Here is a 13423-nt window from a genome sequence, read left to right as displayed (position 1 = left end):
AATTATACTGCTGATAAAAATTAAATAATTTATTTTAATTCAATTTAAAATAATATTGACACGATTTTTATAGAGTGTTATATTGTATATATAGTATATATACAATATAGACTCATGATCAACTAACTTAATTATAATTGAGGTGATGAATGGATATTATTATAAGTAATTCGAGCAACAAGCCAATTTATGAACAAATTACATCTCAAATAAAAACACTCATTTTAAACGAAACTTTAAAAGAAGGAGATGCTCTTCCTTCTATGCGATTACTTGCAAAAGAACTCCGCATTAGTGTTATAACAACAAAAAGGGCATATGAAGATTTAGAACGGGATGGATTTATTGTTACAAAGACCGGGAAAGGCAGTTTTGTTGCAAAGAAAAATATTGAATTTATGAAAGAAGAACATTTAAGAATTATAGAAGAATATTTGCAAAATGCAGTAGAAGAAGCAAAAATTAGTGATATCAGCTTAAACGAATTAATTGAAATATTAAATTTATTATATAAAGGTTAATTCATTAACAACATTATGAAAAGGGGTTTTATATAAAATGACAGAAAAAGAGAATAGTATAAAAAATTCAATTGAAGTAAAAAATCTTAATAAATTTTTTAATTCTTTTAACTTAAAAAATATAAATTTTTCTCTGCCTCAAGGGTGTATCATGGGCTTTATAGGAGAAAACGGAGCAGGTAAAACAACTACTATTAAATTGCTCCTCAATCAACTAAAGAAAGATTCAGGGAATATTACATTACTTGGATATGATAATATAAAAGAAGATAAAAAAGCAAAACAAGATATAGGAGTTGTACTTGATGAAAGTTATTTCCACGAAAATTTAAAACCTGCCCATATATCAAAAATTATGAGCAAAATTTATTCCAACTGGGATAATTCACTTTTTAAAGATTATTTAAACAAGTTTAACATACCTGATAATAAAATTTTCAAAAAACTTTCTAAAGGAATGAAAATGAAATTATCTTTAGCGACAGCCCTATCACACCATCCTAAACTTCTCATTTTAGATGAAGCTACAAGTGGGCTTGATCCAATAATCAGAAATGAAATATTAGATATATTTCTAGAATTTATTCAAGATGAGAATCATTCAATATTTATTTCATCTCATATAACAAGTGACTTAGAAAAAATTTGTGACTATATTACTTTCATACATGATGGTGAAATTATTTTTACTGAATCCAAAGATACTCTTTTATGGGATTATGGTTTGCTATTATGCGGTAATGATGATTTTAATAAAATTAACCAAGAAGATATTATAGGAAAAAGAAAAAATTCTTTTGGATATGAAATTCTTGTAAAAAATAAAAAAATAATGGAAAAAAAATACAAACAATTTACAATAGATACAGTAAATCTTGAAGATATTATGATGTTTTATGTTAAGGGGGAAAAATCTTTATGCTAGGATTAATTTTAAAAGACTTATATACTATTAAATCTTTTGGAAAAACAATAATATTTGTATTATTATTCTTTTTGTTTTTCGGTTTGTTATCAAAAGACTCTTTTTTATTTTTCAGTGGAATGTGTGTAATGATATTTATGATGCTAACAATTAATACCTTTAGTTATGATAAATTAGCTAAATGGGAAAATTATGCTCATTCTCTTCCTATAAATAAAGATGAAATCGTATTAAGTAAATATATACTATCTTTCATTCTATGTATAATCGGAACTATAATAGCTTTTATTTTCAATATGATCCATTTAAATCTTAATGCTTCAACCGATACAATAGGCACTATAATAATTGCCTGTGGCTTAATCTTATGCATTTCATTATTTTTAACCAGTATAATCCTTCCTTTAATTTTTAAATTTGGAGTAGAAAAGGTAAGAATTATATTAATTGGTGTATATGCTTTAATTTTTGGTTCAATAACCGCCTTTGTAAAGCTTGGAGTTTCGTTGCAAAAAGAAACAGATTTTATTACTGTAGCAAAATTTTTACCTTTAATCGTTATCATATTATTTGTATTATCCTATTTTTTCTCATCTAAAATTTATAGAAATAAAGAATTTTAATTAGTCTAGATTTTCATTAAAATAACCATCTACTCATCTAACATGGTTTTCTATATAACAAAATACATCACAAGTTATGTGATGTATTTTGTTTCCCATAAGAATTAGTTTAGTTTATTTCTATAAGTCATAACTTTGATAGTGCCATCTGAATCTCTTGAGAATACAAGGATATTCTTATAATAATCATCTTCGGTAATATAATAATTATCTGATAAACCAACTTGATTCTCTTCAAATAAATATTTTATATCCGTAGAAATTTCATCATTCTCAAATTTATAAGTAATTTTACCATTTTCATCAGGAACAACTTCTTGAACGGAATCTTTAACAAGGGTCGATTCTTTTAATAAGTCCTGAAGGTTTGTTACCTCTTCATCTGATGTATTTGCATTTTGTTGTTCCTCTAATTGTTTTAAATATTTTTCTGCTTTATCATAATCCCCTTTTGATTTATCAATTGGCAGATCAAATAGAACATTTACCCCTTTATAATCAGTATTACGAGTGATTTCACCAGTTTGCTCATTATAATTAAATGCATTAATATCATAGAATGTACTAGAAGTAACGCACAAATATAATCCCCTGTCTGCAAAAATTTCTATATCATCACATTCTACAATTCTATACATAATACCATCTTTTACAAACCCACTATATCCTCCGTTCATTGTAATAATATTAAATTCTCTAGGATCCATGCCTTTAATAAGCGGAGAAATAAAAAATGGTACTTTATCATATTCTTCATCTCTCGTATCAGGCATCGCCTTACCATCTAAATTAGCAATAGCTACTACTGCATATGTTCTGTTTGGATAAATATCACTGATCGAACTTTTAAAATCACTAATTTTTTCGCCTGAAACAAGCCCCAACAAAGTAATTTTATAATCTCCGCATACCTGTGAAGAATTAATTGCCAATGCATCTTTACCCTCAAAAGCATTTGCAAGACCATCGTCTCCCAAATTTTGCGCAACTTGCTTTGGCGTAAGTAAATACCAAGCTGCAAATACTGTAGCTGTTGTAGCTAATATAAGAATCATCAATACCGCGATAACTCGAACTCTTTTTATATTAAAATATGATGTACTTTTCTTCATTTTTGCTTGGTTAATAATTTTTTGATTTAATAATTCATCAGGTTCAATATCTGAAGAAAGCGTTTTCCATAAAACTTCGTCTATTTTTTCAAAATCCCTCATATCCGTTAACCTCCAAAAATTCTTTTACAGTTTTTCTTCCTTTATGTAGTCTGCTTTTTACAGTTCCTTTTGGAATTTTAAGTACCTCGGAAATATCTTCAACAGGCATACAAACATTGTAATACAAATATAATGGTATTTTTAGTTTATCATTTAATTTCTCACAAGCCATTTCAACCATTTTATTACATTCATTATTTAAAACAACGTATTCCGGTGTGCTTACATCAGCCATCTCAGTGTTATTAACAATTCCATCTTGAAATGTTTCGATTTTTGCAATTTTATTTCTCCACCCATATTTTCTCCGTTGATTTTTCCAAATCCTGATCGATATAGCAATAAGAAAACTCTTTGGATTTTGTGTGGTATCAATTCTTCTGCAAAGCTCTGTTGCTTTTAAAAATGTATCTTGATACAAGTCATCTGCATGATGCTTATCTTTTGTCAATTTGTAGCAAAATCCATAGATTTCTTTACCATGATTTTTAATCAAGTGACTTAAGTCTTCAATTTCCAACTTGCTATTTCCTCCTATCTTTGATTATTTAATATGCATATTATTTATTTAAAAAGCATAAATTGTTTAGCCTTTCATCTATATATTGTAATAATCTTATATTTGGTTCACAAATATTAAAAAATATTTTTAAATAATCTTTTATATAAGTTTTTTAAAAAAGCATATAATCCTTTTATATACTCTTTTAATTAATATACTTTTTTACTGACAAAAAAAGATTGAGTCCCCATTATTGGATTCAATCTTTTGATCAATTATTATTTTATTTTTTTATTTATCTTCTTCGTCTGTTTCTTCCTCGCCAATTAATTCATCCAACTCTTCTTCTGTCAATTCATCAAAATCCACTGCTTCACCTTCTGATAAAGGTACTGCGACGATTATGTTTTTAGCATCCTCTAATGCTTCCTCAGGTACATATAAATCAATCGGAAAAGTAGTATTAGAACCCATAAAAATCTCTAAAAAATTACCAGCACCTTTATATTTTTTAATTGTAGGAATTCCTTCTCCTCTAAGTTTAGATTCAAGAATATCAGCTTCAAAACTATTTTTTACTGTGCAAAGATAAACTCCGTCTCTCCATTCTTTTTTTTCTTTATTACCAAACATATTTTTCTCCATTTCTACCTAAATGTAAAAATTATTTAAAGGTTTTATAAACAATTTTATAAAGTCATTTTCATATTGTCACTTTAAAATATGGCGGATTTAATAAGATTGCCTGACAACTTCTAATATGCTTTCGTTAAAATGCAATTATATTAAAGGCAGGTAAAAAACCTGCCCCGCTTAAACTTAAATTATATTATACTGATTTTGTTCTTATTTCTTCTTGTAATTTTGATATAAATGAATCAAGTTTCATAGAGCCAAGTTCTCCTTCTTTATTTGAACGAACCGTAAGTTCACCTGATTCTACTTCTTTTTCTCCAATCACGCATATATATGAAACTCTTTCATTTCTAGCTTCTCTTATTTTATAACCAATTTTTTCATTTCTTACATCAACTTCAACTCTCAATCCAGATTCAGTTAGCTGTTTACCTAAATTCTCAGCATAATCAGCAAACTTTTCTGTTACAGTTAAAAGTTTAACCTGTACTGGAGCAAGCCATAATGGGAATTTTCCTGCAAAATGTTCTGTTAAAATACCAATAAATCTTTCGATACTTCCAAAAATTACTCTGTGTATCATAACAGGTCTATGCTTTTCACCATCACTGCCAATATAAGTTAAATCAAATCTCTGCGGCATTTGAAAATCAAGTTGAATAGTCCCACATTGCCATGTTCTTCCGATACAATCTTCTAAATGGAAATCTAATTTAGGTCCATAAAATGCACCATCACCTTCATTAATTATATAAGGTATATTCTTTTGATCCATAGCATCTTTTAATGCATTTGTAGCTATCTCCCATTCCTCATCAGAACCCATTGAATCTTCAGGTTTGGTAGAAAGTTCTATATGGTATTTGAAACCAAACAGATTATATACATAGTCAATAAAATCAATTACTCCAACGATCTCCTCTTTAATTTGATCTGGTAACATAAAAATATGCGCATCATCCTGAGTAAATGTTCGAACTCTCATAAGTCCATGTAATGCACCTGATAATTCATGTCTATGAACTTGGCCTAATTCCCCTATTCTCATAGGAAAATCTCTGTAGCTGTACATCTTTCTTTTATATGCAAGCATAGCTCCTGGACAGTTCATTGGCTTTATTGCAAAATCATTATCATCAATTTTAGTAAAGTACATATTGTCTTTATAATGATCCCAATGACCTGATGTATGCCACAATTCTTCACTTAAGATCAATGGAGTCTTTATTTCTTGATAACCTCTTTTAGTATGTTCTTGCCTCCAAAATGATTCTAATTCGTTTCTGATAATCATACCATTAGGCATAAAGAATGGAAATCCTGGTCCCTCTTCAAATATTGCAAATAAATCCATCTCTTTACCAATTTTTCTGTGATCTCTTTTCTTTGCCTCTTCTAATCTTTCAATATATTCATCCAACATTTTCTGTTTAGGGAAAGATGTTGCATAAATTCTTTGCAACATTTTATTTTTTTCGCTTCCCCTCCAGTATGCACCGGCAACACTCATTATTTTAATAGCCTTAACTCCTACTGTTGAGGACAAGTGTGGCCCTGCACATAAATCTGTAAAATCACCTTGTTTATAAAAAGAAATAACTGCATCTTCTGGTAAATCATTAATAAGCTCAACTTTATATGGCTCATCCTTTTCCTCCATAAGTTTAATTGCTTCATATCTTGGTAATTCAAATCTTTCTAGAGGTACATTTGATTCTACAATTTTTCGCATCTCTTTTTCTATTTTTTTAATATCATCATCTGAAAATTTATGTTCTAAATCAAAATCATAATAAAAGCCATTATCTATGGCAGGGCCAATTCCAAGTTTTGCTTCCGGAAATAACCTTTTTACCGCTTGAGCTAGAATATGAGAACTTGTATGCCTAAAAGTATTACTTCCCTCTTCATCTTCGAATTTTAGAATGCCCAATTGACAATCCTTATCTATTTTAAAATCTAATCCTTTTACTTCACCATCAACAATCCCTGCTACAGCTTCTTTCGCAAGTCCACGATGAATAGATTTTGCTACTTCTAAAATAGTTGATCCATTTTCAACTTCTTTTATACTGCCATCTTTTAATGTTACTTTTATCATAATTTCCTCCCGATTATTTTATATATATTAATCTGACTTCAACATTTATATTTATATTAAGAAGATATTTTTATTTATAATGTAACTTAAAGTATAACTATTAAATTTAAAATTACATTAAAATCCCCCCATATTAATTGAAGAGTATGATTTAATTATAAGCTAATAGCTTCATTTGTCAAGAAATCTATTACCATATTTCCTCTGGATTTACGCCATAAACTTGTACTATATCAAAGAATTTACTTCTTGCAATATCTTTTGGTGTTACAAGCCAGCCACCATCTGAATCAATATCGTATCCAAACTTGTAATAGCAATACCAAACCAAATGGGCACATTGTGTTTTCGATATACAATCAGGATCTTTATTAGGTATACCTGTAAAAATACCATATGGAATGTCTTTTAATTTTTCTAATGCAAATTTACTGATTTCCTCACTTTCAATTGCTTTTTTTGGTCTAAGTAATATAAAGCTGGAATAACTCTGCCAACTGCTTATATTTTTTATTTTAGTAGGGCATCCCCAAACTGTTGCTTCTATGATCTCCCCTTTTTCAGCATTAGTAACAAGAGCTGCATGCCCATGTCTCCACCCTAATGAAAAAGTACTCTTACTGATTACTACATCACCGTTTTTTATATCAGGTATTTCAAATGCTTTTATTATATTTCCCTCTTTATTGATTATCTTATCTTCATAAGTAACTAAACCAATTTTTCTGATGCAATGATTAGGCTTTTTTAAAAAATCACTTTGATATTTATTAAAAATATTATTTAATTCATTATAAGAATTTGTTTTTATTATTTTATCAACTGCATTTTCTCCTAGTCCTGTCTGCATTAATAAAGTTTTATAATCATCATCAGTAAAATGCTCTTTCTGCAATATTTTCTGTAAATTTATTTTGGAATAATTGGGAATAAAACTCGCTTCTTTTTGTATATTCATATTTAAAAAAGATATAAGAAAAATAACGACAATAAAAAAAGATGCCGTTATTATAAAACTATTTTTCATTATATTTTTTTTCATGTATATATTTTTTTGCATATTTATGTCCCATAATAATAATTTTATTACTATTATGAACACATAATTTTTTAATTATGCCTTAGGTAATTCATATTTAGCCATTCTTTCAACATTATTGATATTTAAAAATGGTAATCTGAAAAAATCTTCTGTTTCTACTTTTAATATTACTTCTACTGATGGATTCGAATCTTCTTTATACCCCTGTAAATCATCTTCAAAAACTATAGAATACATAATTTTGCTGCAATTTTCAAAAGGCATTTTATTTTCTGTTTCATTTAGAAAATTTTCTATAAATTTTATACCTTCACTATATTTAAATACCATTTTCCCTTCAGAAAATAAATTTTCATCATAATAAAGTGCTGCACCCGATGCACATTCTTCAGCAGTAGCTTTTAAAAAATTTTGTGCTTGAACATACCTATTCATATCACCTTGATAAATAATAAAAGATATATTAATAATCAAAATCCCTACAAAAACAATAAAAGTCTTCATTTTATTAACTCACTCGCTGTTTTACTCTCTATAGTGTACCAACCTCTGTTATCCTCATCTGATATTCCAAGAAATTTATTACCTGCCATTAATCTTTCAATCGGTACAGATATTTTATAATAAATTAATTCTCTATCATCATAGGTATTAGTTCTGAATTTTGGTACTTCTGTTACATTCATAACAATCTCACTATCTGGAATATTTAAATTAGTAGAAAGATTGTGTGCAAGCTCCTGTTTAATATTTTCATCAAAATATCCTGTCTGTTTTGCTTGTTCTTTTGCAGTATAAACATATTCTTGAAATCTCTGTATGTAATCATTATTTTTTTGTTCTAAAGAATATTGCATAATAAATAAAACCAATATAGGCAATACTCCCATCAATACAATTAATTGCTTCATTATTTACCTCAATCATTTTAAAAAAAATCAATCAATCTTTAATCAAGTTTTCTTCATTTTAAGCTGTAAAATTTTATAATTTCATTTAATATAAAATTAATTTTAATAATTATACTTTTATGGTAATCTCGTTTTTATTACTAATTCTGATTGCCATACCTCTTTAACTGTGTTAATTATTGAATCATCTGATTCTCCCATAATTAGTTTAAAAATAGCTATTCCTAAAAGAATGGTACTGCATAATACTATAAACTGTTTCATTTCCACACCTATTCATTTGAAATAACTTGTTTTACTTTATTATTTGCTGTAACTGAAATGTCATTTGCTGTATCTTTAAAAGTAGCCACCATCCCAGCAATAGCAATTCCTAACATAACCATAGCTATCATTACAATAATTTGTTTCATTCTAATGCTCCCTCTTTTCTTTTAAATAAACATTTGTAAAATTTCCTTTTGATCAAGGAAATATGCTACATATATAAAATTAATAAATATTACTATTACATTAATTACAACAGGAAAATAAATTAGATCACTAATTATTTCATCTCTTTTTTTTTGAAGTGTAATTTTTTCTTCCTTTATATTTTTTTGATAAGAAATTAAAATTTCAATTAAATCTTTTGGATCCATCTCATCCCATTGAATTAATAATCTTGCAAAATCTTTACTTATAGGAGTTCCTACATTTTCATAAAAAGCTATAGCAGCTTCTTCCTTTTTATTTAATCTCAGATAACTTAGCATTCTTATATAAATCGGCTGTAATATACCTTTATGACTTGCCAATTGCTGAATTACAAAATCTGCACTTACCATACTTCCCTTACCAAGAGTAGTCATATTTCTTAAAAATGCAATAGCTTCATATATTTCTTTATCTTTTTTTTCGTTTTTTATTTTTTTTATATATTTACTTGTTTTTAATTTATTAATATAATCCTTTAATTTATATTGGTAATTATTTTTATCTATCCTCCATCTTGTAAAGTTATTATTTATTATAAAAAGAACTCCTAAGCTAAAACAAAGAATACATAAAGCATAAACCATGAGTGTTATTTTCATTTTCTCTCCTTGTTAAAAATCAAATCTCTGATTATTTATAAACTCCATAATAACTATATTTAATAAAAATAAAAACAAAATAATAGTTAATAGGAAAAAACCCTGGGATGTATAAATCTGATTTTGCATGAATTTATTTAAGGGTATATCTAGATATTTAATTGACATATATATCGTTGAAATGTACATAAATGGTATAAGGAAAATAAGGATTCTGTTGGCTTCTGAATTCAATCTTTTCCTTTCTTCAATAATAGTTCTCGCATCTCTTAATTGAATTAAGATATCTTCAATTGATAAAGAAACATTTATTCCTGTTTCTACCCCTATTCTAATATTGTTAGCTAACATCCTACTCCAGTTTGTATTTATTCCATATGCAAAAGAATCTGTAGCTCTTCTTATAACATCTTTATTACCAGTACTTCTGATTTCCATAAGTAATTTATATAAAAGCTTATTACTTATTTTCATTCCTTTATTTTCTTCAATTACTCTCTCAATTGCCCGATAAATATTATAATTATTGATTCTATATTGGTTTAAAAATTCAACAATTAACATTTCACCCTCATAACTTCCTTTTCTCCTATAAACTTCTAATTTAACTCTAAGAAGTAAGTAAGGACAAATCATAATTATGAAAGACATAAATATTGCTGAAATCATAGAAACATTTCTAATTCCTATAAGAAAAACAACAATAAATATTCCTAATTCAATTTTAATAAAAGTTCTTGATTGTATTTTATTTTTTAATACGATAGCTATAATTTGCTCTAAATGATTCTCTATCCAATTCATCTCTTTCATTGCATTTCTTCTTGCTTGCAATCTTTTAAACATTTTTATTTTCATATAATAACTGAAAAAACAATCCTTAAACACTATAAAAATTCCTAATATAAATGTTATACAGATAACAACGTTTATTATAATTACAAATAAATCTATTCTTGTCAAAAAACCAACCTCCATATATTTTTAATCATTGTTTTTTTCTAAATCACATAAAATTCTCGAAAATTTTAAATATGATTGTGTATCTTCCTCCATTCCTGCAATTTTTTTATCATTACTTATATGATTCTTCCAACTCCAATCATCTTTTTCCACGTCATAACTACAAATTTGTTTAATAATAATTTCATTCTTTTTAATATCTAAACTTAATTCGTATATTCCTTTTAATCTTTTTTGATTTTTATTTTTTAATTGTATAAAATGAAATATATAGTCAAAACTAGATGCTACTCTTTTAGCAGTTATATTTAGATCTCCGCCTAAACTTTTTACAATTTCACTGGCAACATCATATGGAAAAAAATAAGGATCTCTCGTATGGAAAGTTATTTTCATTCTTCTTGTACCTTTATTCGCTATACGTAATGCTGTATCAAGTGCAATTCCATCTCTAGCTTCAGCCATAATAAAATAATCAGCATCACTTCTAAGTAAATTTTTGGATATATTTTTCAACTTATCATTGTCGGCAATTATTTGTATTATGGGCGCATCTTTCATAATTTTATGTAATGGTATTTCAGGATCTGTTTCCACCATTACTCCTTCTAAAAATTGATTTTCGTAGCTTTGCCAAGTAGATAGAAACGTGGTTTTAGCAGTTCTTACAGCACCTGTGAAAGCAATATTATATCCAAGATTAACCATAGCTGTAAATAGTGGTATTGCTGCCTTTGGAATAGTCCCTCTTGCTGCCTGTTCTTCAAAGCTGTAATTAGGAATTACATATCTTCTGAAAACAATTACATCTTGTCCATCTTTTACCATGCTACCGCCAAAGATAGTAACTCTGGTTCCATCCAACATATATATTTCATGAGATTCTTTATCTAATCGTTCTTCTGGTGTAAGTAATAGAAACGCTCTTATGAGTTGCTGTCTTCTGTCTTTTGATATTTTTTGCTCTTTTAATTTCATCTGTCCATTTTCTAAAAAGTATATTCTATCTCCTATAACCTTTGCGGAACTGCTATTAATAATGTCTTCGCTAAACCATTCCGCAATGCCTGCCAATCCCCAATTTTCATGATAAATTGCATCCGCTAAGCTTTTATACCACTTTGGATATCTTGTATCACTTGCCCCTAATTTTTTTACTAAAACTTTAATTTTACTTTTAAAATAAGCAACTTCTTTTTCATATCCAATAATAGCCTTTTTTTGTATTTTTAGAGTATAATTAATATTTTCATTTTTATTTTCCCATTCTTTTAAAAATTCAATGTTAATTCTACTGCATAATTTTACAAATTCAATACTGTCAGCAATAGACTTATTTTGATTTTTTCCCTTAGAAGAGGAATAATATTCATCTAAATAAAACTTCTCCATATATTTTTCCTTTGCTTCTTTTTAATTGGTTTACCTATCTTTGTTAAAATAATATTTGAAAGTTCTTCTATATCATGATTATATTTTTCATTACGATATTCTAATAAAGTTTTATAATCCATCTCTGCCTGACGATCATAATCTGTTCTTTCTACCTTTAGCATATTAGGTTTTAAAAGTTCAAATCTCTGCATAATGTAATTTAAACTAAATGGATCTTTATTATCAAATTTATTTACTATAAAACGATTAAAATATATTTCTAATTTATTATAGATAGGCTTCATTCGTTCCCACCTTTTTAATGTTGATTCATTTTGTGTAATAATCAAAAATTTATTATCTGTTGACGACAATGAACCAACTGCAAGTCCATTATCAATTTCATTACCACTGTCAATAATAATAACTTCAAAATAAGAAGCTACTGCACTAAGTAAATAAGATACAGTATCAGGATAATAATATCTTTTTTCTAATTCATTTGTAATACCTGCCAATATATAAAGAGAATCTGTTATTTTACACGCTCTTTTAAAATCTTCTATTCTCAACATTTTATTATCGATATGTATTTTAATCCCTTCAATAGTTTCAGGTATATCTTTTATATATTCAGTGCTCTCTCTTCCATTTAATGTCATAAATAGTACTTTTAAATCATCATAGTTGTTTGAAATATATTCCGCCACTGATTGAGATATCATAGTAGTACCAACTTTATGATCTATTCCATGAAAAACAAAAAAATTATTCATTTATAATCCTCCTTTTGTACAATTATTAGTGAAGGTTCTAATTGAGATTCTACCATCTTCTTAATTACATCATACTGATCTATGCTGCAAATAATTTCAATATGATCTATAGAACCAGAGCTATCCTCTCTATCAAGTAAATCATTATTATTAACCCTTACTCCAGTCATTTCATTTACACTTTTTATCTCTCTGTCAGAATCATCTTTAACATAAGCTAATTTATATGTGCCAAGCTTTAGACCTTCATTATTAGATAAATAAATATTCACTATATCACCTCTCCTTAAAGAGCTACTGCGCATAGCTATCCAATCTCTATTTATAACAAAGATTGATTGCCCTTTTTTTATACAAAAATCATCATTATTAAAATATTCAGCAGATATTTGATCACTTTTTAATATATTTTGATTTATAGCCTTCCCATATTTTTCATTGATCTCTTCAGGTTTAATTGCTCCTTTTACTTTATTTTCTTTTAAAATTTCTGTTTGTGACAATAAATCTTTTGTTATTTTAGTGCCTGCTGTAATGTCTTGATTAGCTACAACTACTGTTTCCATAAATAAAAGATTTCGTCCTTTCAATTCCCAGAATGTAAGACCTCCTATAGCAATAACTATTAATAACAATCCTATAAAAAGTTTCATCTTATTAAAATTTATCAACTTTATATTATTTCCTTTCATTCTATTTTTGGTATTTATTTACATTTCTTATCTTTATTTTAATCCATTTTTAATATTTGTCAACCAT

17 protein-coding genes are annotated in these 13423 nt (G+C 27.2%); 3 read left to right on the top strand and 14 right to left on the bottom strand.

Features of this window, described 5'->3' with window-relative positions; genetic code table 11:
* Positions 1-149 precede the first annotated feature (149 nt).
* Genes K292_RS0101000 through K292_RS19485 form a run of 3 tightly spaced genes read left to right on the top strand, consistent with a single transcriptional unit; the run spans position 150 to position 2069 of the window.
* The gene (locus K292_RS0101000; RefSeq protein WP_027398267.1) at positions 150-521 is read left to right on the top strand and encodes a GntR family transcriptional regulator; all 372 of its coding nucleotides are present in this window, start codon (positions 150-152) and stop codon (positions 519-521) included.
* A 37-nt stretch (positions 522-558) separates the two neighbouring features.
* Positions 559-1446 (top strand): ABC transporter ATP-binding protein, encoded by an 888-nt coding sequence (locus K292_RS0100995; protein WP_245570812.1) that lies wholly within the window; start codon positions 559-561, stop codon positions 1444-1446.
* The gene (locus tag K292_RS19485) at positions 1440-2069 is read left to right on the top strand and encodes an ABC-2 transporter permease (RefSeq protein WP_051280099.1); all 630 of its coding nucleotides are present in this window, start codon (positions 1440-1442) and stop codon (positions 2067-2069) included. Before K292_RS0100995 ends, K292_RS19485 begins: the two co-directional genes overlap by 7 nt.
* A gap of 104 nt (positions 2070-2173) precedes the next feature.
* On the opposite strand, the gene K292_RS0100985 is transcribed toward K292_RS19485, so the two are convergent.
* The 14 genes from K292_RS0100985 to K292_RS0100920 all read right to left on the bottom strand — a co-directional run bounded on the left by K292_RS0100985 (position 2174) and on the right by K292_RS0100920 (position 13335).
* Positions 2174-3283, bottom strand: a complete 1110-nt coding sequence (locus K292_RS0100985; RefSeq protein WP_027398265.1) for a hypothetical protein — start codon at positions 3281-3283, stop codon at positions 2174-2176.
* Complete coding sequence (locus tag K292_RS0100980; protein ID WP_027398264.1) at positions 3270-3803, bottom strand: RNA polymerase sigma factor; 534 nt, start codon at positions 3801-3803, stop codon at positions 3270-3272. The genes K292_RS0100985 and K292_RS0100980 overlap by 14 nt, the downstream gene beginning before the upstream one ends.
* Before the next feature lie 273 nt (positions 3804-4076).
* Positions 4077-4418: a putative signal transducing protein gene (locus K292_RS0100975; protein ID WP_027398263.1), complete on the bottom strand. Its 342-nt coding sequence runs from the start codon at positions 4416-4418 to the stop codon at positions 4077-4079.
* Positions 4419-4614: 196 nt separating this feature from the next.
* Positions 4615-6522, bottom strand: coding sequence for a threonine--tRNA ligase (thrS, locus tag K292_RS0100970; RefSeq protein WP_027398262.1), 1908 nt, complete (start codon positions 6520-6522; stop codon positions 4615-4617).
* 190 nt (positions 6523-6712) lie between these two features.
* Positions 6713-7582 (bottom strand): hypothetical protein, encoded by an 870-nt coding sequence (locus K292_RS0100965; protein ID WP_027398261.1) that lies wholly within the window; start codon positions 7580-7582, stop codon positions 6713-6715.
* Between the two features lie 54 nt (positions 7583-7636).
* Positions 7637-8068, bottom strand: coding sequence for a hypothetical protein (locus K292_RS0100960; protein ID WP_027398260.1), 432 nt, complete (start codon positions 8066-8068; stop codon positions 7637-7639).
* Positions 8065-8475, bottom strand: coding sequence for a hypothetical protein (locus K292_RS0100955; RefSeq protein WP_027398259.1), 411 nt, complete (start codon positions 8473-8475; stop codon positions 8065-8067). The genes K292_RS0100960 and K292_RS0100955 overlap by 4 nt, the downstream gene beginning before the upstream one ends.
* A gap of 117 nt (positions 8476-8592) precedes the next feature.
* Positions 8593-8739 (bottom strand): hypothetical protein, encoded by a 147-nt coding sequence (locus K292_RS18425; protein ID WP_156900433.1) that lies wholly within the window; start codon positions 8737-8739, stop codon positions 8593-8595.
* An 8-nt stretch (positions 8740-8747) separates the two neighbouring features.
* Entirely contained in the window at positions 8748-8888 is a 141-nt protein-coding gene (locus K292_RS18420) for a hypothetical protein (protein WP_156900432.1), read from the bottom strand.
* Positions 8889-8909: 21 nt separating this feature from the next.
* Positions 8910-9551 carry a hypothetical protein gene (locus tag K292_RS0100940; protein ID WP_027398258.1) on the bottom strand — a complete coding sequence of 214 codons (642 nt, stop codon included), beginning with the start codon at positions 9549-9551 and terminating at the stop codon, positions 8910-8912.
* Between the two features lie 12 nt (positions 9552-9563).
* Entirely contained in the window at positions 9564-10514 is a 951-nt protein-coding gene (locus tag K292_RS0100935) for a hypothetical protein (RefSeq protein ID WP_027398257.1), read from the bottom strand.
* 21 nt (positions 10515-10535) lie between these two features.
* The gene (locus K292_RS15475) at positions 10536-11906 is read right to left on the bottom strand and encodes a P-loop NTPase family protein (RefSeq protein WP_051280097.1); all 1371 of its coding nucleotides are present in this window, start codon (positions 11904-11906) and stop codon (positions 10536-10538) included.
* On the bottom strand, positions 11888-12664 hold the full coding sequence (locus K292_RS0100925) for a hypothetical protein (RefSeq protein ID WP_027398256.1): 777 nt from the start codon (positions 12662-12664) through the stop codon (positions 11888-11890). The genes K292_RS15475 and K292_RS0100925 overlap by 19 nt, the downstream gene beginning before the upstream one ends.
* Positions 12661-13335 (bottom strand): CpaB family protein, encoded by a 675-nt coding sequence (locus K292_RS0100920; RefSeq protein ID WP_207637148.1) that lies wholly within the window; start codon positions 13333-13335, stop codon positions 12661-12663. Before K292_RS0100920 ends, K292_RS0100925 begins: the two co-directional genes overlap by 4 nt.
* Positions 13336-13423: the final 88 nt, after the last annotated feature.

It is taken from the genome of Anaerovorax odorimutans DSM 5092 (genome assembly GCF_000426305.1).
Classification (GTDB): domain Bacteria; phylum Bacillota; class Clostridia; order Peptostreptococcales; family Anaerovoracaceae; genus Anaerovorax; species Anaerovorax odorimutans.
Note: the sequence above shows the minus strand (reverse complement) of the source record. Positions and strands in the feature narration are given on the sequence as shown.

Excerpts from the sequence above, each read along its gene's own strand:
- K292_RS0101000 (WP_027398267.1), top strand. The coding sequence starts at position 150 with ATGGATATTATTATAAGTAATTCGAGCAACAAGCCAATTTATGAACAA.
- K292_RS0100995 (WP_245570812.1), top strand. The coding sequence starts at position 559 with ATGACAGAAAAAGAGAATAGTATAAAAAATTCAATTGAAGTAAAAAAT.
- K292_RS19485 (WP_051280099.1), top strand. The coding sequence starts at position 1,440 with ATGCTAGGATTAATTTTAAAAGACTTATATACTATTAAATCTTTTGGA.
- K292_RS0100985 (WP_027398265.1), bottom strand. The coding sequence starts at position 3,283 with ATGAGGGATTTTGAAAAAATAGACGAAGTTTTATGGAAAACGCTTTCT.
- K292_RS0100975 (WP_027398263.1), bottom strand. The coding sequence starts at position 4,418 with ATGTTTGGTAATAAAGAAAAAAAAGAATGGAGAGACGGAGTTTATCTT.
- thrS (WP_027398262.1), bottom strand. The coding sequence starts at position 6,522 with ATGATAAAAGTAACATTAAAAGATGGCAGTATAAAAGAAGTTGAAAAT.
- K292_RS0100965 (WP_027398261.1), bottom strand. The coding sequence starts at position 7,582 with ATGCAAAAAAATATATACATGAAAAAAAATATAATGAAAAATAGTTTT.
- K292_RS0100960 (WP_027398260.1), bottom strand. The coding sequence starts at position 8,068 with ATGAAGACTTTTATTGTTTTTGTAGGGATTTTGATTATTAATATATCT.
- K292_RS0100955 (WP_027398259.1), bottom strand. The coding sequence starts at position 8,475 with ATGAAGCAATTAATTGTATTGATGGGAGTATTGCCTATATTGGTTTTA.
- K292_RS18425 (WP_156900433.1), bottom strand. The coding sequence starts at position 8,739 with ATGAAACAGTTTATAGTATTATGCAGTACCATTCTTTTAGGAATAGCT.
- K292_RS18420 (WP_156900432.1), bottom strand. The coding sequence starts at position 8,888 with ATGAAACAAATTATTGTAATGATAGCTATGGTTATGTTAGGAATTGCT.
- K292_RS0100940 (WP_027398258.1), bottom strand. The coding sequence starts at position 9,551 with ATGAAAATAACACTCATGGTTTATGCTTTATGTATTCTTTGTTTTAGC.
- K292_RS15475 (WP_051280097.1), bottom strand. The coding sequence starts at position 11,906 with ATGGAGAAGTTTTATTTAGATGAATATTATTCCTCTTCTAAGGGAAAA.
- K292_RS0100925 (WP_027398256.1), bottom strand. The coding sequence starts at position 12,664 with ATGAATAATTTTTTTGTTTTTCATGGAATAGATCATAAAGTTGGTACT.